The sequence below is a fragment of the Actinosynnema sp. NPDC023794 genome (assembly GCF_040639675.1).
In the GTDB taxonomy this organism is placed as follows: Bacteria; Actinomycetota; Actinomycetes; order Mycobacteriales; family Pseudonocardiaceae; genus Actinosynnema; species Actinosynnema luteola.
On sequence record NZ_JBFAFR010000003.1, the window covers coordinates 375,686 to 393,501 of the forward strand.

Annotated in this window: 20 protein-coding genes; 13 read left to right on the top strand and 7 right to left on the bottom strand. The window is 71.0% G+C overall.

The genetic code is table 11. The features are described from left to right. Nucleotides 1–2: 2 nt before the first annotated feature. Complete coding sequence (locus tag AB0H12_RS10325; RefSeq protein ID WP_230569936.1) at nt 3–281, top strand: type II toxin-antitoxin system Phd/YefM family antitoxin; 279 nt, start codon at nt 3–5, stop codon at nt 279–281. Continuing rightward, entirely contained in the window at nt 260–679 is a 420-nt protein-coding gene (locus AB0H12_RS10330) for a PIN domain-containing protein (RefSeq protein ID WP_499622313.1), read from the top strand. Before AB0H12_RS10325 ends, AB0H12_RS10330 begins: the two co-directional genes overlap by 22 nt. A gap of 40 nt (nt 680–719) precedes the next feature. Here the strand turns inward: AB0H12_RS10330 and AB0H12_RS10335 are convergent, their stop codons facing one another. The 3 genes from AB0H12_RS10335 to AB0H12_RS10345 form a co-directional block, all read right to left on the bottom strand. Further along, complete coding sequence (locus AB0H12_RS10335; RefSeq protein ID WP_499622314.1) at nt 720–1,613, bottom strand: sugar ABC transporter permease; 894 nt, start codon at nt 1,611–1,613, stop codon at nt 720–722. Beyond that, on the bottom strand, nt 1,613–2,533 hold the full coding sequence (locus AB0H12_RS10340; protein ID WP_499622316.1) for a carbohydrate ABC transporter permease: 921 nt from the start codon (nt 2,531–2,533) through the stop codon (nt 1,613–1,615). The genes AB0H12_RS10335 and AB0H12_RS10340 overlap by 1 nt, the downstream gene beginning before the upstream one ends. A 65-nt stretch (nt 2,534–2,598) precedes the next feature. Beyond that, nucleotides 2,599–3,855: an extracellular solute-binding protein gene (locus tag AB0H12_RS10345; protein ID WP_499622317.1), complete on the bottom strand. Its 1,257-nt coding sequence runs from the start codon at nt 3,853–3,855 to the stop codon at nt 2,599–2,601. A gap of 226 nt (nt 3,856–4,081) precedes the next feature. On the opposite strand from AB0H12_RS10345, the gene AB0H12_RS10350 reads away from it, so the two are divergent. The 3 genes from AB0H12_RS10350 to AB0H12_RS10360 all read left to right on the top strand — a co-directional run bounded on the left by AB0H12_RS10350 (nt 4,082) and on the right by AB0H12_RS10360 (nt 6,752). Next, on the top strand, nt 4,082–5,131 hold the full coding sequence (locus tag AB0H12_RS10350; RefSeq protein ID WP_499622318.1) for a LacI family DNA-binding transcriptional regulator: 1,050 nt from the start codon (nt 4,082–4,084) through the stop codon (nt 5,129–5,131). Nucleotides 5,132–5,238: 107 nt separating this feature from the next. Then, on the top strand, nt 5,239–6,342 hold the full coding sequence (locus tag AB0H12_RS10355; protein WP_499622319.1) for a LacI family DNA-binding transcriptional regulator: 1,104 nt from the start codon (nt 5,239–5,241) through the stop codon (nt 6,340–6,342). Between the two features lie 89 nt (nt 6,343–6,431). Next, nucleotides 6,432–6,752, top strand: coding sequence for a hypothetical protein (locus AB0H12_RS10360; protein ID WP_499622320.1), 321 nt, complete (start codon nt 6,432–6,434; stop codon nt 6,750–6,752). On the opposite strand, the gene AB0H12_RS10365 is transcribed toward AB0H12_RS10360, so the two are convergent. After that, the gene (locus AB0H12_RS10365) at nt 6,697–7,341 is read right to left on the bottom strand and encodes a hypothetical protein (RefSeq protein WP_499622322.1); all 645 of its coding nucleotides are present in this window, start codon (nt 7,339–7,341) and stop codon (nt 6,697–6,699) included. The two genes, AB0H12_RS10360 and AB0H12_RS10365, sit on opposite strands and share 56 nt — an antisense overlap. 138 nt (nt 7,342–7,479) lie before the next feature. On the opposite strand from AB0H12_RS10365, the gene AB0H12_RS10370 reads away from it, so the two are divergent. Genes AB0H12_RS10370 through AB0H12_RS10380 form a run of 3 tightly spaced genes read left to right on the top strand, consistent with a single transcriptional unit; the run spans nt 7,480 to nt 9,386 of the window. After that, nucleotides 7,480–7,971, top strand: coding sequence for a beta-class carbonic anhydrase (locus tag AB0H12_RS10370; protein ID WP_499622324.1), 492 nt, complete (start codon nt 7,480–7,482; stop codon nt 7,969–7,971). A gap of 38 nt (nt 7,972–8,009) precedes the next feature. After that, entirely contained in the window at nt 8,010–8,885 is an 876-nt protein-coding gene (locus AB0H12_RS10375) for an HhH-GPD family protein (protein ID WP_499622325.1), read from the top strand. A 3-nt stretch (nt 8,886–8,888) separates the two neighbouring features. Further along, nucleotides 8,889–9,386 (top strand): 2'-5' RNA ligase family protein, encoded by a 498-nt coding sequence (locus AB0H12_RS10380; RefSeq protein WP_499622327.1) that lies wholly within the window; start codon nt 8,889–8,891, stop codon nt 9,384–9,386. Here the strand turns inward: AB0H12_RS10380 and AB0H12_RS10385 are convergent. Next, entirely contained in the window at nt 9,335–10,081 is a 747-nt protein-coding gene (locus tag AB0H12_RS10385) for an alpha/beta fold hydrolase (RefSeq protein WP_499622329.1), read from the bottom strand. The genes AB0H12_RS10380 and AB0H12_RS10385 overlap by 52 nt on opposite strands. Before the next feature lie 17 nt (nt 10,082–10,098). Here AB0H12_RS10385 and AB0H12_RS10390 point away from each other — a divergent pair, with 17 nt between their 5' ends. Genes AB0H12_RS10390 through AB0H12_RS10405 form a run of 4 tightly spaced genes read left to right on the top strand, consistent with a single transcriptional unit; the run spans nt 10,099 to nt 13,348 of the window. Next, nucleotides 10,099–11,571, top strand: coding sequence for a M1 family metallopeptidase (locus AB0H12_RS10390; RefSeq protein ID WP_499622331.1), 1,473 nt, complete (start codon nt 10,099–10,101; stop codon nt 11,569–11,571). A gap of 39 nt (nt 11,572–11,610) precedes the next feature. Further along, nucleotides 11,611–12,222: a CGNR zinc finger domain-containing protein gene (locus AB0H12_RS10395; protein ID WP_499622332.1), complete on the top strand. Its 612-nt coding sequence runs from the start codon at nt 11,611–11,613 to the stop codon at nt 12,220–12,222. 9 nt (nt 12,223–12,231) lie between these two features. After that, a complete protein-coding gene (locus AB0H12_RS10400; RefSeq protein WP_230569951.1) occupies nt 12,232–12,540 on the top strand; it encodes an antibiotic biosynthesis monooxygenase family protein in 309 nt (102 codons plus the stop codon). Between the two features lie 10 nt (nt 12,541–12,550). Then, a complete protein-coding gene (locus AB0H12_RS10405; RefSeq protein WP_499622334.1) occupies nt 12,551–13,348 on the top strand; it encodes an SIR2 family NAD-dependent protein deacylase in 798 nt (265 codons plus the stop codon). On the opposite strand, the gene AB0H12_RS10410 is transcribed toward AB0H12_RS10405, so the two are convergent. Next, the gene (locus tag AB0H12_RS10410) at nt 13,320–14,291 is read right to left on the bottom strand and encodes an endonuclease/exonuclease/phosphatase family protein (protein WP_499622336.1); all 972 of its coding nucleotides are present in this window, start codon (nt 14,289–14,291) and stop codon (nt 13,320–13,322) included. The genes AB0H12_RS10405 and AB0H12_RS10410 overlap by 29 nt on opposite strands. Before the next feature lie 18 nt (nt 14,292–14,309). Here AB0H12_RS10410 and pcp point away from each other — a divergent pair, with 18 nt between their 5' ends. Beyond that, nucleotides 14,310–14,942 (top strand): pyroglutamyl-peptidase I, encoded by a 633-nt coding sequence (gene pcp / locus AB0H12_RS10415; protein WP_499622337.1) that lies wholly within the window; start codon nt 14,310–14,312, stop codon nt 14,940–14,942. 105 nt (nt 14,943–15,047) lie between these two features. On the opposite strand, the gene AB0H12_RS10420 is transcribed toward pcp, so the two are convergent. Next, nucleotides 15,048–17,606 carry an ATP-dependent Clp protease ATP-binding subunit gene (locus AB0H12_RS10420; RefSeq protein ID WP_499622338.1) on the bottom strand — a complete coding sequence of 853 codons (2,559 nt, stop codon included), beginning with the start codon at nt 17,604–17,606 and terminating at the stop codon, nt 15,048–15,050. Nucleotides 17,607–17,816: the final 210 nt, after the last annotated feature.

Sequence of the window (17,816 nt, forward strand, 5' to 3'; positions counted from 1 at the left end):
CCATGAAGGTCATCGATCAACGGGAGTTCGACCAGAACCCCGCTCAAATCATGGAAGCAGTCGAGGCGGGCGAGACCTATCACGTCACCCGCGACGGCACCGAGGTCGCCGAACTGCGCCCCCCGACGTACCGGCAGCCCTTGAACACCGACGAGGTCATCGCCGTGGTCAAGGACCTGCCGCCGGTCGACTACGCGGAGATGCGCGCGGAGGCGGACGAGTTCTGGGGCAACGAGGACCGCCTCGGCGACGACGACCCGTGGGAGCGTCGGCGTGGCTGAACGTCGACCGGCCGGTGTCCTCGACACCAACCGTTTACATCGACCTGGCGAAGGTCGACCGGATGGAACTCCCGGAGCGCTTCGAACTGACCACCATCACCTTGGCGGAACTGCAGCAGGGCGTCGCGCTGGCGAAGGAGGCGACAGCCCGCGACGATCGCGGCAAGCGGTTGCGTGCCGCGATCGCGGGTTACTACCCGCTGCCCTTCGACCGACGGGCGTCCGCTCGGTTCGGCAGCCTGGTCGGCCTGACGATCGCAGCCGGCCGCGACCCCCGATCGCGCAAGTTCGACCTGATGATCGCCGCCATCGCCTCGTCCAACGACCTGCCGCTCTACACCCGCAACCCGAAGGACTTCGTCGGCCTGGAGGAGTTGGTCGAGGTCGTCGAGGTGTGATGGGAGGGCCTCCACGACGAGGTGGAGGCCCCCGTCCGCCTCAGCCCTTGACCGCGCCCGACGACAGGCCCGTCACCAGGAACTTCTGCACCAGGTAGAACACCACGATCGCGGGGATCGCGACCAGGATCGAGGCCGCCGCCAGGTGGCCCCACTCGGTCCGGTTCTGCTGGACGAACACCTGCAGCCCCACGGCCAGCGTCTTCGACTCGTCCGCCGCCGACAGGAACGCCGACGCGAACGCCACCTCGCCCCACGCCGTCAGGAACGCGTAGAACGCCGTCACGGCCAGCCCCGGCCGGGCCAGGGGCAGCACCAGCCGCCAGAACACGCCGAACGGCGACAGGCCGTCCACCCGCCCCGCCTCGTCGATGTCGGTCGGGATGGTGTCGAAGTAGCCCTTCAGCATGTACGTGCAGAACGGCACGGCGGTCGTGCAGTAGACGAGCACCAGGCCGAGCGACGTGCCTTGCAGCCCGAGCGCCAGCAGGATGTTGTACAGCGGCACGATCAGCACCGCGAACGGGAACATCTGCACGACCAGGAACGACAGCATCAGCGACCGCTTGCCCGGGAACCGGAACCGCGACGCCGCGTACCCCGTCGTGGCGGACAGGAACACCGCCAGCACCGTGGTCATCAGCGCGATCAGCACCGAGTTGCCGAACCACGCGAGGAAGTCGCCCTTCTCCCCCGCCAGGATCCGCCCGTAGTTGTCCAGGCTGGAGTCGTTGAGCAGCTTCGGCGTGGTCTCCACGGCCTTGGCGTCCGGCTTGAACGACGTCACCAGCACCCAGAACACCGGGAACACCGCGATCAGCGACGCCACGACCAGCGCGCCGTGCAGCCCGACGCTGGCCAGCGGAGACCGCTGCGAGCGCTTGAGCCCCCGGGCCGGCTGGACGGCCTTCAAGGAAGCGGCTTCGACCGTCATCACCACACCTCGCCTTGCTTGCGCAGCGCGCGCCGGTACACACCCGCGAACACGAGCAGCACGGACAGGATCAGCACGCCGTAGGTCGACGCCACCGCGAAGTCGCGGGACGCGCCGGAGAAGAACCGCTCGAACGCGTAGGTCACCAGGATCCGGGTGTTCGGGTTCGGCCCGCTGATCAGGTAGATGATCGCGAACATGTTGAACGTCCAGATGATGCCCAGCAGCACCACCGTGCTGGACACCGACCGCAGGCCGGGCAGCGTCACGTTGCGGAACCGCTGCCACGGGGTCGCGCCGTCCACCTCGGCGGCCTCGTAGAGGTCACCGGGGATCGACTGGAGCCCGCCGAGCAGCGCCACCATCATGAACGGCACGCCGAGCCACACGTTGACGATGATCACCGCGACCAGCGCCCAGTCCGACTGGCCGAGCCACACCGGCGGGTCGTCCAGGCCGAGGAAGCGCAGGAACTGGTTGATGATCCCGTACTGCGCGTTGAACATGTACTTCCACGCGAACGCGCTGATGAACGCGGGCACGGCCCACGGCAGGATCAGCAGCACCCGGTACGCCGCCCGGCCGCGCACCTCCCGGTTGAGCAGCAGCGCGAGGCCGAGGCCGATCGTGTAGTGGAAGAACACGCAGCCGAACGTCCAGATCAGCGTGCGCACCAGCGTCGACCAGAACGCGCCGTAGCTGGAGTCGCCGGACAGGACGTTCAGGTAGTTGTCGAGGCCAACGGAGACGTAGGTCGCCGGCCGGTCGAGGATCGGGTTGGCGATGTTGCCCTCGTTGATGTTGGTGAAGGTGAAGAACACGCCCTGGGCGAGCGGGAACAGCACCAACACCGCGATGACCACCACGACCGGCAGCACCATCGCGTACGCGTACCAGTGCCGGTCCAGGAACCTGCGCACCGAAGTCTCCCTTCGCCGCCTCGCGGCGCCCGGCCCACGACCGGGCCGGGCGCCGCGAGGGATGGTCAGCCGACGGTGTACTCGGGGACGACGGTGTCCTGGTACTTCTTGGCCACCTCGTCCAGCGCCGTCTTGGCGTCCTTCTTGCCCGCCAGCACGTCGGCGTAGGCGATCTTCAGCGGGTCGAACAGCTCGCCGCCCTCGGGGATCCACGCGCGCGGGTGGGCGGCGGTGACGACCGGCTCGAACGCGGACACGACCGCGTTGGCCTTCACGTCGGCGTTCTCGTAGGCCGACTTGCGGGTGGGCAGCAGGCCCAGTTCCTTCGCGATGCGCACCTGCGACTCGGTGCTGCTCATGCAGGCGATGAACTTGACCGAGGAGTCCTTGGCCTTGGTGCCCTGGCGGATCACGTAGTCGTGGCCGCCGACCGGCGCGGAGCCCTTGCCGGCGGTGGCGCCGGGGACGGGCGCGATGCCCAGGTTGGCGGGGTCGGCGAACGCGGCGCCCTTGAGGTAGTCGGCGACCGACCACGGGCCGTTGACCACCATGGCGACCTCGCCCGAGGTGAACGCGGCCTGCATGTTGTTGTAGGAGTTCGTTGGGTCCAGCGCGGTGGACGCGGCCTTGGCGTCCAGCAGGCCCTTGGCGGTCTCCAGCGCCTTCACGTTGTCCGCGGAGTTGACCACGATCTTCTTCGCGTCGGCGTCGACCAGGTCGCCGCCCTCACCGTAGATGAACGGCAGCGCGTAGTAGGCGTCGTTGTTGACGAAGATGGTCTTCTCGCCGCCGAGCTTGGCCGCGGCGGCCTTGACCTCGTCCCACGTCTTCGGCGGCTCGACACCGGCGTCGGCCAGCAGCTTCTTGTTGTAGAACAGCGCCAGCGAGTCGGTGACCTGGGGGACGCCGTAGGTCTTGCCGTCGTACTTGGTGGAGCCGAGCGGCGTGTCCAGGAAGTCGGACGTGTCGCTCACCAGCTCCGTGCCGGCCAGGTCGACCACGTAGCCGAGCTTGGCCAGCTGCGACACCCACGCGACCTCGGCGCGGAAGACGTCCGGGCCCTGGCCGCCCTGCGCGGCGGTCTTGTAGTTGTTCAGGGCCGCGTCGAAGGGCACCGTCTCGGTCTTGACCTTGTAGCCGCCCTTGGTCGCGCACTCCTGCGCGATCGCGGCGAACACCGGGCCCTCGTTCGGGCCGCTGGTGTCCCAGAAGGTGATCTCACCGGAGTCGCCGGACGCCGATCCGCCGTCGCCACCACCGCACGCGGTGAGGACGAGGGCGGAGACGGCCGCCACTGCGGTCACGAGGGTGGTACGTCGCATCGTTGCTGTCGTCCCTCCTGCGGGCCTCCACCGTGATGAAGGCTCTTGCAAGAACTTGCGAAATTGTTGACGCGGATTTCATCCCGCCGACCAGGGCCGGGTCAAGGGTCTTGACGTAACCAAGCCGTAACGGCCCAGGCCTGCCGGAGGAAACCAAGGTGGGCGTTGCAAAAATTTGCCGCTGACGGCAGGCTGCACGTCACCCACAAGTCTGCGAGGAGGCACGGTGTCCGGTCTGTCCGAGATCGCCAGGGCAGCCGGGGTGAGCATCTCCACGGTCAGCCGGGTGCTCAACCGCCGGGCGGGCGTGAACGACGAGACGCGCCAGCGAGTGCTCGCGGTGCTTGCGGAAATGCCTTACACGCCGCGCGGGCTGGGGGCGCTGCAACGCACCGGTGTGATCGGCCTGCTCGTGCCCGAGCTGTCGAACCCCGTGTTCCCGGCGTTCGCCGAGGCGCTGGAGGTGCGGGCCGCTCGGCTGGGGTACTCGTCGCTGCTGTGCAACACGCGTGCCACCGGCGCGGGCGCGATGGGCGAGGAGGAGTACGTGCGGATGCTCCTCGCGCGCGGCGTCGAGGGCATGGTGTTCGTGTCGCCGGAGATCACCAACGTCGAGGTGCCGCTCGGCCAGGCGCCGCGGCCGTCGTACTACGCGAAGCTGCTGGCCGACGGCGTGCACATGGTGTTCCTCAACGGGGCGACGCCGTCGCTGGACGTGCCGGACGTGACCGTGGACGAGCAGCACGCGGGGTACGCGGCGACCCGGCACCTGGTCGAGTTGGGCCACCGGCGGATCGGGTTCGTGTCGGGACCGGCGCGGGCGCTGCCGTCGCGGCTCAAGCGGGCCGGGTGGGCGGCGGCGTTGGAGGAGGACGGGCTGCCCGCGACGTCCGACTTCGTGGCGCACGCGCCGTTCGGGCCGGAGGGCGGGGCGGAGGCGGTGGCGACGCTGCTGGACACCGTGCGGCCGACGGCGGTGATCTGCTCGTCCGACCACATGGCGATCGGCGTGCTGCGGGAGGCGCACCGGCGAGGGCTGACCGTGCCGCGGGACCTGTCCGTGGTGGGGTTCGACGACATCCCGCTGGCGTCGTACTGCTCGCCGTCGTTGACCACGCTGGCGCAGCCGATCGAGGAGATGGCGGCGGCGGCCGTGGACGAGTTGGTGCACCGGCTCGACCCGGATCGGCGACGACGTCCGGCGGGGAATTACACGCGTGTTTTCCGGCCGAGGTTGGTCGTGCGCGAGTCGTCCGCTGAGGCCCCATTGGTTTAGACCATTGTACCCCGAGGTAACCCACCCTCATCTGCACTGATGACGATTTAGAGGGACGCCGGTCACCCCCACTTCTGCAAATGGTTCTGAACCGTTACGGTCACTTCATGGCGCGGTCGATGCATGTGCGACGCCCCGCGACGCTCGCCTCACTGGCGGCGGAGCTGGGTGTTTCCCGGACAACGGTGTCCAACGCGTACAACCGTCCCGACCAGCTCTCGCCAGAGCTGCGACGCCGGGTGTTGGAGACAGCGAGACGACTCGGGTACCCGGGGCCCGACCCCGTGGCCCGTTCACTGCGGACGAGGAAGGCCGGTGCGGTGGGCCTGCTGCTCACCGAGAACCTGTCCTACGCGTTCCGCGACCCGGCGGCGATCGGGTTCCTGGAGGGATTGGCGCTCGCGTGCGAGGACGCCGGCACCGGGCTCCTGCTCGTGCCGGCGAACCCCGAGCGCGAGGACGTGGCGGCCGTGCACCGGGCCGGGGTGGACGGTTTCGTGGTGTACTCAGTGCCCGACGACGACCCGCACCTGGCGGCGGTGCTGGAGCGGCCCGTGCCGACGGTCGTGTGCGACCAGCCCGACCTCGGCAACGTCGACCGCGTCGGCATCGACGACCAGGCGGCCATGCACTCGTTGGCGCAGCACCTGATCTCGTTGGGGCACCGGCGGGTCGGCGTGGTGTGCATGCGGCTGGCCCGTGACCGCAACGACGACTTCGTCGTGCCGGAGCGGCAGCAGGCGGCGCACTTCCACGTGCAGCGGGCCCGGCTGGCCGGGTTGGCGCAGGCGTTCGCGTCGGTCGGCGTGGACTGGGCGACCGTGCCGGTGGCGGAGCGGTTCGACCACACCATGGCCTCCGGCGCGTCGGCGGCGGCGCAGGTGCTGGAGCGCGACCCGCAGATCACCGCGCTGATCTGCACGTCGGACATACTGGCCCTGGGCGCGATGGCGGAGCTCCAGCGGCGCGGCCTGCGCGTGCCGGTCGACATCACCGTCACCGGTTTCGACGGCATCCGCGAGGCGGAGCAGGCCGGCCTGACGACGGTGCGCCAGCCGGTCCTGGAGAAGGGCCGCGCGGCGGGCAAGCTGCTCCTGGACTCGGCCGAGCGCACCCGCCCCCGAGCCGTCACCCTGTCCACCGAACTGATCCACGGCACCACCGCCGCCCCACCGCGCGGGACGGCGGAGGAACGCTGGTTCGGCCCGTGACCCGACCTCCGGCCTGACCACGACCGCCCACCCACCACCACCGCTCTTGAACGCTTCGCAGGGGTCCTCGCCAAGGGGACCCCTGCGTCTTGTTGGTCATCCGGCACTACCACCAGATGGGCCACGAACTGCGGCAACGCGACGTGGCCACCGGCCTTGGCAGGCTGCACGGCTTCGTCGGCGTGGTCATCCCGGCCGTGCGCGCGAACGGCGCCGAGGTGGTGCCGAAGCTGGGCTTCCCGCTGTCCTGCAACGCGGTGGAACCGGTGGGACGGCGCGCGCGGCGGCCGGCCGTGCCCGCTCCGCCCGACGTGCCCGCGCTGGCCGACAAGGCGCTCGGTTGGACGCCGGGGCTCACGTCAGGCGGAAGATCACCGGGTTGCTCGCCTTGCCCGCCACGACCGCCGTGAGCAGGTAGTCGCCGGCGCCCAGCCTGGAGTGCCTGCGGCAGCCCGGTTCCGACGTGGCGCCCGCCCACCGCAGGCCGTAGGCGAACCGCTCGCCCGGCCGCATCACGCGCACCTCGGACCCCTGGGTGGCGAAGCAGTCGTTGCTCGACCACAGCCGCGTCGCGCCGTCCACGCTGGTCACGACCAGCTCCCGCACCTGCCGCCCGATCTCCTTCGCGCACGGCAGCGGGCCGGTGTTGGAGATGGCGATGGTGAACTCCACGGGGTGCCCGGCGGGAGCCGAGGGGTTGTCCACCTCGGCCGCCACGGCCACCTGCGCGTCGTCGCACGGCGGTGGCGGCCCCGGCGGCAACGTGGGAGGGGGAGGCGGTGGGGGCGTCGTCGAGGACGACGAGGCGGCCACCGGCGTCGCGGGCGGCTCCGGCGGGCGGGACGACGGCTGGGCGGCCACCGGCGCCGGGTCGCCATGCCCGATCAGGACGCCGACCAGCCAGACCGCGAGCACCAGCGCCACCACCGCCCCGGCGACCGCGAGCGCGCGCCGCCGCCGGTACACCGACCGCGGGTGCGGGCCTGTGGGCTCGATCACAGGGCGAAGGTAGCCGGGTCGCGTGGAATTCCACCGGAAGCATCGGTCCCCCGATGAGGTGAACGTGAGGTTCGCCAGATTCGCTTGCCCGCCATGCGGGACTCAGGTTCCAATCCGAGGGAACACTGGAGGTGTGCGATGACCGCGATCGACGAGCTGCTCCACCGCAACGCCGAATTGGGCAACATCGTTCCCGGCGACCGTTCCTCGCCGCGACCTTCGATGAACGTAGCCATCCTGACCTGCATGGACTCCCGCATCCGGGTGTTCGAGATCTTCGGCCTCAAGCAGGGTGAGGCGCACGTGCTGCGCAACGCGGGCGGTGTCGTGACCGACGACATGATCCGCTCGCTGGCGCTGAGCCAGCGCAAGCTCGGCACCCGCGAGGTGCTGCTGGTGCACCACACGAACTGCGGCCTGCAGCTGGTCACCGAGGACGAGTTCAAGGACGAGCTGGAACAGGACTCCGGCCTGCGCCCCACGTGGTCGGTCGAGGCGTTCCGCGAGGTGAAGGACAGCGTGCGCGGCTCGATGAACCGGGTCCGGCGCAGCGCCTTCCTCCCGCACCGCGACCAGGTGCGCGGGTTCGTCTACGACGTGCACACCGGTGAGCTGACCGAAGTCGTGTGACCGGGCGGCGAACCGGTCGTGGAAGACTGTGCGGCGCTATGAGCCTGGACGCCGAGCTCCTCCTCGACTGGTTCGCCGACACCGCCCGCGACCTGCCCTGGCGACGGCCGGAGTGCACGGCGTGGGGCGTGCTGGTCAGCGAGATCATGCTGCAGCAGACCCCCGTCGCGCGGGTCGAACCCATCTGGCACGAGTGGCTGGCCCGCTGGCCGACGCCGTCGGCGATGGCCGGGGCGAGCCAGGGCGAGGTGGTGCGGGCCTGGGGCAAGCTGGGCTACCCGCGCCGCGCCCTCCGGCTGCACGCCGCCGCGCAGGCCATCGCCGAGCAGCACGACGACGTCGTCCCGAGCGACGTGGACACCCTCCTCGCCCTGCCGGGCATCGGCGCGTACACGGCGCGGGCGGTCGCGGCGTTCGCCTACGGGCAGCGGTGCCCGGTGGTCGACACGAACGTCCGCCGCGTCGTGGCACGGGCCGTGCACGGCGCGGGCGACGCCGGTCCGCCGTCCACCACCAAGGACATGAAGGACGTCGAAGCCCTCCTCCCCGAAGAGGAGGCGCGGGCCGCGGTCTACTCCGCCGCCCTGATGGAGCTGGGCGCGCTCGTCTGCACGGCCCGCGCGCCCAAGTGCGCCGACTGCCCCGTGTTCGACGCGTGCGCGTGGCAGCTCAACGGCCGCCCCGCGTACGACGGCCCGGCCAAGGTCGTGCAGAAGTTCGCGGGCACCGACCGGCAGGTGCGCGGCCTGCTGCTGGACGTGCTGCGCGGCACCAGCGAACCCGTGGCGAAGACCCGGCTCGACGTGGTCTGGTCGGACGCGGGCCAGCGGGACCGGTGCCTGCACTCGCTGCTCGTCGACGGCCTGGTCGAGCAGACGACCGAGGGTCTGTTCGCGCTGCCCGGGGAGCACTGACCCGTGCACGCGCTCGTGGTGTTCTTCGACGCCGAGGCCGACCAGGCCGTGCGGTCGCTGTGGCGGCGGATCGGCGCGAGGTTCGAGCTGCCGCCCCACCTGACCTACGCGGCGGCGGGCGCGATCGGGCCGAAGGTGCGCGCCGAGCTGCGCGAGGACCTGTCCCGGCTGTGGCTGCCCGACGTCTGGCTGCACACCCTCAGCGCCGCGGACGGCAGGCTCCAGCTCGGCGCGGTCGTCGACGCCGAGCTGCTGGCCGTGCACTCGGCCGTGCACGACGTCCTCGCGAGCCGCGTGAAGCACCCCGACAGCCGGCACCTGCCGGGCAACTGGGTGCCGCACTGCGCGCTGGTCGACGGCGAGGACGCCGACGTGAAGGCCGCGTTCGCCGAGCTGCACCCGATCACGCCGATCCGCGCCAAGACCCGCGAGATGGCGATCGTGGACACTCAGACCGGGTCGATCGACCCGCTCAGGAACGCCTCCACCGCGCCCCGGTAGACCTCCGGCGCCTCGTCGTGCACGACGTGCCCGGACTCCGGCACCACCAGGTGCGCCGCACCGGTCCGCCGCGCCACCTCGGCCATCTGCCCGGCGCGCAGCCCGCCGCGACCCGCCTCGACCACGAGCATCGGGCACCGGATCGCGTCCACGTGGTCCCAGTACGCCCGCTCGCCCCACTCGGAGGCGATCTCGTACAGGTCGGGCAGGTGCGCGATGAGGCGCCAACCGTCCTCGCGCTCCTCGAACATCTCCTCCACCCGCGGCACGTCCACGACCGTCCGCACGTGCGCCAGGGACTCGAACGCAGGCGGCCACGAGTCGAAGTACCACCTCCACTCCTCCACCGTGCGACCGCGGTTGTCCGGCACGACGTCCTCGGCCACGACCGCGCGCACCAGGTCGGGCCGGGTCGCGGCGAGCGCCCACGCGTGCAACCCGCCCATCGAGTGCCCGATCACCACGGCGGGCGCGAGGTCGTGCCGCTCGATCACCTCGGCCGCGTCGGCGACGAAGTCCTCCGTCCGGTACGGCCCCCGCACCGGGTTGCGGCCGTGCCCGCGTGCGTCCGGCGCCACCACGCGCCCGTACGGCTTGAGCCACTGCGCGACCGTCCACCACGTGCTCGCCCGGCTCATCAGGCCGTGGAGCAGCAGGATGCCCTGCCCCGATCCCCCGAACTCCGCAACGCTCATGCGTGCATCATGTCGGCATGGCCATCAGTCCCAAGGCGCGCCCGTACCTGATCGTCGTCATCGTGGTGCTGGTGGTGGCCGGGATCGTGGTGGCCAGGCTGCCGAGGGACCAGCCGACCGCGACGCCGACGACGCCGCCCGCGACCACCCCTCCCGCGGTGAACGCCGAGGGCGGCGACGGCGCGGGCGACGCGTACTACCCGCAGGACGGCAACACCGGCTACGACGTCAGCGCGTACGACGTGTCGGTCACCTACGACCCGGCGACGAAGCGGCTGGACGGGGTCGCGAAGATCACCGCCAGGGCGACCGCCGACCTGTCCCGGTTCAACCTCGACCTGCACGCGCTGAAGGTCTCCGGCGTCGACGTGCGCGACCAGGCGGCCGACTACCGCCAGGAGGGCGACCACGAGCTGGTCGTCACGCCCGGAGCGCCCCTGGCCGCCGCCGAGGAGTTCACCACCACCGTCCGGTACGGCGGCGAGCCGACCCTGTTCGAGGACCGCGCGCTGGGCCGCAGCGGCTGGCAGATCTCCTCGTCCGGCGGCGCGTTCGCGGCGGGCGAGCCGCACTCGGCGACCACCTGGTTCCCCGCCAACGACACCCCGCGCGACAAGGCGTCGTTCGCGCTGACCGCACGCGTGCCGGAGGGCTGGTCGGTGATCTCCAACGGCGTCGAGGGCGGCTCCACCACCGCCGACGGCTGGACGTCGTTCCGCTGGGTCGCCGAGCAGCCGATGGCCACCTACCTGACCACGATCGCGATCGACCGGTGGACCGTCGAGCGGTCGACGCTGCCCGACGGCACGCCCGTGGTGGACGCCTACGCGCCGGGAGCGGAGGACGGCAGGCGGCACCAGGAGCGGCTGCCCGAGGTGCTCGCGTTCCTGTCGGAGAAGTTCGGGCCCTACCCGTTCTCCTCGGCGGGCGGGATCTTCCTGGCCGACGACATCGGCTTCTCGCTCGAGACCCAGACCAGGCCCATCTACGCGGGCTGGGCCGACCTCGACACCGTCGTGCACGAGCAGGCGCACCAGTGGTTCGGCGACTCGGTGAGCCTGGAGAACTGGGCCGACATCTGCCTGAACGAGTGCTTCGCCTCCTACGCCCAGTGGCTGTGGGCGGAGGCCAAGCAGGGCGTCGACCTGGACGACCGCTACCTCGCCGAGGTCGAGCGGGTCGCCGACCGCGAGACGTACTGGGGCCGCAAGCTCTACGACATGGGCCGCGGCAACGAGTTCCGCGGCGTCTACGACAAGGGGCAGCTGGCTCTTCACGCGTTGCGCCGCCAGATCGGCGACCCGGCGTTCGACCGCGTGGTCAAGGAGTGGACGGCGGCGAACCGGGACGGCAACGCGTCGTGGCCGGAGTTCGAGGCGCACGCGGAGCAGGTGTCGGGGCAGGACCTGGACGCGTTCTTCACCGCGTGGTTCCGCGGCGACGAGGCGCCCGCCGACGAGTTCCTGTACCCGGGTCCGCTGCGCCGGTGACTTCCCCGACCTGCCGGTGAAACCGGCTACAGTGGTTACGTGGCCACGTGGACGAGGACGCTGACCCGCCCGGACGGGCAGAGCTTCCGCTTCGACCCCGGCAGCTTCGCGATGGAACTGCTGGTCAGCGGTGGCCCGGACGAGCTGCGGGTGTTCGAGGCGCTGCACGGGCCGGACGACCTGGCCGCGTGGCTGGTCGACTCGCGCCTCGCCGCGACCGCGCCGTTCACCGCGGCCGACGTGCGCGTCACCGAAGCCGAGCTGGTCGCGGTGAAGCGGCTGCGCGACGCGTTCTGGGGGATCGCGCGGGCGATGGTCCGGGGCGCCGACCTGCCGGCGGAGGGCCTGGAGGTCGTGAACGCGGCCACCGCCGAGACGCCGCGGCCGGTCGTCGACCCGCGCACGCGCACGCTCACCTGGGCCCGGCCGATCACCGGCACGCAGGTGCTCGGCGCGGCGGCCCGTGACGCGGTCGAGCTCGTCGCGCACGGCGGCGTGCGGGCGTGCTCGGCGGCCGACTGCGGCCTGCTCTTCGTGGACGCCTCCCGCGCGGGCAACCGCCGCTGGTGCTCGATGGAGCGGTGCGGCAACAGGCACAAGGTCCGCGCGCACCGGGCCCGCCACGAGACGGAACCGGCCGCGGCGCAGTAACGTCGGGGCATGGCGGTTGTGAAGATCAATGCGATCCACGTGCCCGACGGCTCGGGCCCGGAGCTGGAGAAGCGGTTCGCCGCGCGACTGGGCGCGGTGGACTCCGAGCCCGGCTTCCTCGGCTTCCAGCTCCTGCGGCCGGTCAAGGGCGACGACCGGTACTTCGTGGTCACGCAGTGGGAGACCGAAGAGGACTTCCAGAACTGGATGGGCGGCCGGGCCAAGGAGGCGCACTCGGGCGAGCGCGCCAAGCCGGTCGGCACCGGGTCGGACCTGCTGGAGTTCGAGGTCGTGCTCAGCTCCGAAGCGAAGAAGTGATCCCGGGAGGGTGAACGAGGCGCTCGACCGCGCGGCGGAGCTGATCTCCTCCGCCGACGCGGTGCTGGTGTGCGCGGGCGCGGGGATGGGCGTCGACTCCGGCCTGCCCGACTTCCGCGGCGCGACCGGCTTCTGGCAGGCGTACCCGCCCTACGAGCGGCTCGGGCTGCGGTTCGAGGAACTCGCCGACCCGGTGCACTTCGCGGAGGACCCGACGCTCGCGTGGGGCTTCTACGGGCACCGGCTCGACCTGTACCGGCGCACGGTGCCGCACGACGGGTTCCGCGTGCTGCGGGAGTGGGGCGCGCGGGTGTTCACGTCGAACGTGGACGGCCAGTTCCAGCGCGCCGGGTTCGCCGACGTGGCCGAGGTGCACGGGTCGATCCACCACCTGCAGTGCGTGGAGCCGTGCACGGACGACGTGTGGCCCGCCGACGACGTCGTGGTGGACGTGGACCCCGAGTCGATGCGCGCGACCGGGCCGCTGCCGTCGTGCCGCAACTGCGGCGGGCTGGCGAGGCCGAACATCCTCATGTTCGGCGACTGGTCCTGGCTCGGCGGGCCGTCGCAGAAGGCGTTGGACGCCCTGGCGCAGTGGCGGCGCGGGCACCGGAACATCGCCGTGCTGGAACTCGGGGCGGGTGTCGCGGTGCCGACCGTGCGGCGTCAGGCGGAGCTGGCCAGTGCCGCGTCGGGCGCGTTGATCAGGATCAACCCGCGCGAGCCGGAGGTCCGGCACGGGCGCGGTGTGTCGTTGCCGATGGGCGCGTTGGCGGCGATCACCGAGCTGGCACGACGAATCGGGTGACCACGGCCCGGTGGTCCGAGCCGGGGATGTCGACCACGGTGAACTCCTCCACCGGGCACCGCTCGTCGACCAGGACGTGGTCGATGGCCACCGGCGGCGGCCACAACGCGCCGGCCGGCCAGGTCGGGTCCAGACCCGCGCCCACCTGGTCGGCCGCGTCCGCGTAACCGGTGTTGAGCAGCCGGCGCAGGCCCACGTGGTCCAGGGTGGCGTTGAAGTCGCCCGCGAGCACGCGCACGGGCCCGTCCAGCTCCCTCTCCGGCAGCCCTGCCATGTCGCGCTGCCAGCTCTCCGGCCCGGCGTCGACCACCGGCGGCAGCGGGTGCACGGACAGCACCTCCAGGTCCTCACCGGGCACGTCGACCAGCGCGCCCGCCTGGCGCAACGTGCTGGGCGGCGTGAGCGTGCGCGGGAACACCGGGTGGCGGGACGCGATGCCGGACCCGGAGCCGCCCGGCTCGTCCAGGAAGTGCCGGTAGGGCAGCACCTCGTGCAGGCCCGCGCGCTCGAAGTCGCGCACCATCTCCGGGGTCAGCTCCTGCACCGTGAGCACGTCGACGTCGTGCGCCCTCACCGCCGCCACGACCGCCTCCGCCTCGGCCTTGCCGACCAGCAGGTTCGCCGCCATCACGGTGACCTCCTGCCCGACGCCGACCGGCCGTGAGTCGGGGAACGCCCGCGGCGCGACCGCCGCCACCAGCACCACCGCGACCAGCAACGTCACCGTGCCGACCGCCCAGCGCCGCAGCAGCAGCGCCAGCGCGCCCAGCGCCACGCCCGCCGCCGTGAAGTAGGGCGTGAGGGCGGTCGTGGCGACCATGTACCGGGTGCCGTCGATGCCGAGCAGCCGGGTGAGCGCCGCGAGCAGGAACGCGATGGCCGCCACCACCAGCAGGAACGTCGTCCCCTTGCGCCTGGTGCGGCGTTCCTCGATGTCGACCACGCGATCTAGTCTGCCCGAGTGGACGTTTTGCTGACGGGGTTCGAGCCGTTCGGCGGGGAGCGCACCAACCCGTCGTGGGACGCGGTCGACGCGGTGCGACCGGACGGTTACCGCCTGACGACGGTGCGCCTGCCGTGCGTGTTCGGCGAGTCGATCGCCGTGCTGCGCGACGCCCTCGCCGCCCGCCGCTACGACCTCGTCGTGTGCGTCGGGCAGGCGGGTGGACGGGTCGGGATCACGCCGGAGCGCGTGGCGGTGAACCTGGACGACGCCCGGATCCCGGACAACGCGGGCGCGCGGCCCCTCGACGAGCCGGTCGTGCCCGGCGGGCCCGCGGCGTACTTCACCGGGCTGCCGGTGAAGGCGTGCGTGGCGGCGTTGGAGGCCGAGGGCATCCCGGCGTCGGTGTCGCACTCGGCGGGCACGTTCGTGTGCAACCACGTGTTCTACGGCCTCATGCACCTGATCGCGACCGGGCACCCGGACGTGCGCGGCGGGTTCGCGCACGTGCCGTTCTCGCCGGAGCAGGCCGAGGCAGGCGGCCACCCCAGCCTGCCCGTCGCCACCACGGCGCGGGCGCTGGAGCTGATCGTCCACACGTCGCTGACCACGTCCACCGACCTGCGCGTCACCGCCGGCACCCTGCACTGACCCGGCGCCGACCTCCGCTGACCCGGTCCGACCCAGCTGACCGACCTCCCGGAACGCGACACGCCCCCCGGGCGAACCCGGGGGGCGTGTCGGTCGATCGTCACATCAGGCGGACTCGGAGTCCGAGTCGCCGCCCGAGTCGCCACCGGAGGCGGCCAGGTCGACCGGCGGGGCGTCCGGCACCTGCAGCGGCTTGGTCTCGCCGCGGAAGGTGAAGTGCGCCTTGTCGTCGGCCTCGGACTCGCCGTCCCAGCCCTCGACGTCGGTGATGATGATCTGGCCGGGCTGGATCTCCCCGAACAGGATCTTCTCCGACAGCTGGTCCTCGATCTCGCGCTGGATCGTGCGACGCAGCGGCCGGGCGCCCAGCACGGGGTCGAACCCGCGCTTGGCCAGCAGCTTCTTCGCGCGATCGGTGAGCTCGATCGCCATGTCCTTGTTCTTCAACTGCGTCTCGACGCGGGCGATCATCAGGTCCACCATCTTGATGATCTCGTCCTGCGTGAGCTGGTGGAAGACGATGATGTCGTCGATGCGGTTGAGGAACTCGGGCCGGAAGTGCTTCTTCAGCTCGTCGTTGACCTTGTTCTTCATGCGCTCGTAGTTGGACGCGGTGTCCTGACCCGAGGTGAAGCCCAAGCCCACGGCCTTGCTGATGTCCGACGTGCCCAGGTTGGACGTGAAGATGATGACGGTGTTCTTGAAGTCCACCGTCCGGCCCTGACCGTCGGTCAGGCGGCCGTCCTCCAACACCTGGAGCAGCGTGTTGTAGACCTCCTGGTGCGCCTTCTCGATCTCGTCGAACAGCACCACGGAGAACGGCTTGCGGCGCACCTTCTCGGTGAGCTGGCCGCCCTCTTCGTAGCCGACGTACCCGGGAGGGGCACCGAACAGGCGCGACGCCGTGTAGCGGTCGTGGAACTCGCCCATGTCGATCTGGATCAGGGCGTCGTCCTCGCCGAACAGGAAGTTCGCCAGCGCCTTCGACAGCTCGGTCTTACCCACGCCGGACGGGCCGGCGAAGATGAACGAGCCCGACGGGCGCTTCGGGTCCTTCAGACCAGCCCGCGTGCGGCGGATCGCCTGGCTGACCGCCTTGACGGCGTCGACCTGGCCGATGATCCGCTTGTGCAGCTCGTCCTCCATGCGGAGCAGACGCGTGGTCTCCTCCTCGGTGAGCTTGAACACGGGGATGCCGGTCCAGTTCGCCAGCACCTCGGCGATCTGCTCGTCGTCCACCTCGGCGACGACGTCGAGGTCGCCGTCCTTCCACTGCTTCTCCCGCTCGGCCTTCTGGCCCAGCAGCGTCTTCTCCTGGTCGCGGAGCTTCGCGGCGCGCTCGAAGTCCTGCGCGTCGATCGCGGACTCCTTGTCCCGGCGCACGTCGGCGATCTTCTCGTCGAACTCGCGCAGGTCCGGCGGCGCGGTCATCCGGCGGATGCGCATCCGCGCGCCCGCCTCGTCGATGAGGTCGATCGCCTTGTCCGGCAGGAACCGGTCGTTGATGTACCGGTCGGCCAGCGTGGCGGCCGCGACCAGCGCGGAGTCGGTGATCGAGACGCGGTGGTGCGCCTCGTACCGGTCCCGCAGACCCTTGAGGATCTCGATCGTGTGCTCCAGCGACGGCTCGCCGACCTGGATCGGCTGGAACCGGCGCTCCAGGGCGGGGTCCTTCTCGACGTACTTGCGGTACTCGTCGAGGGTGGTCGCGCCGATGGTCTGGAGCTCGCCCCGGGCCAGCATGGGCTTGAGGATCGACGCGGCGTCGATCGCGCCCTCGGCGGCGCCGGCGCCCACCAGGGTGTGGATCTCGTCGATGAACAGGATGATGTCGCCGCGCGTGCGGATCTCCTTGAGCACCTTCTTCAGGCGCTCTTCGAAGTCACCGCGGTAGCGCGAGCCCGCGACCAGCGAACCCAGGTCCAGCGTGTAGAGCTGCTTGTCCTTCAGCGTCTCGGGCACCTCGCCCTTGACCACCATCTGGGCCAAGCCCTCGACGACGGCGGTCTTGCCCACGCCGGGCTCGCCGATCAGGACCGGGTTGTTCTTGGTGCGGCGGGACAGCACCTGCATGACCCGCTCGATCTCCTTGGTGCGCCCGATCACCGGGTCGAGCTTGCCCTCCCGCGCGCTGGCGGTCAGGTTGCGCCCGAACTGGTCGAGGACCAGGGACGAGGACGGGGTGCCCTCACCGCGGCCGCCGGACTCGGCCGGCTCCTTGCCGCCGGAGTAGCCGGACAGGAGCTGGAGGACCTGCTGGCGCACCCGGTTGAGGTCCGCGCCGAGCTTGACCAGCACCTGCGCGGCGACGCCCTCGCCCTCGCGGATCAGGCCGAGCAGGATGTGCTCCGTGCCGATGTAGTTGTGTCCGAGCTGCAGCGCTTCGCGCAGTGACAGCTCGAGCACCTTCTTGGCGCGCGGGGTGAAGGGGATGTGGCCGGATGGGGCCTGCTGACCCTGGCCGATGATCTCTTCGACCTGCTGGCGGACGCCCTCCAGCGCGATCCCCAACGACTCCAGCGCCTTGGCGGCGACACCTTCACCCTCGTGGATCAACCCCAGGAGGATGTGCTCGGTGCCGATGTAGTTGTGGTTGAGCATCCGGGCCTCTTCTTGGGCCAGGACAACCACCCGCCTCGCGCGGTCGGTGAACCTTTCGAACATTCGCACTCCCTGACTGCTGCGCCGGCGGTCCTCGGGCTCACCCCTGGCCGACCGTCTGGCTGACCGTTGGAGAGCGCGGCACCGTGGGACCACTGTAGTCGTCAGCCCCGACACTCTCAGTTCCCGATCGCAGGCAGCCGTCTTCGGGGATCTCTGACATCGGTATCAACGCGTGATCTGCCAGCGGGATTCCACGGAACGGACGTTGTC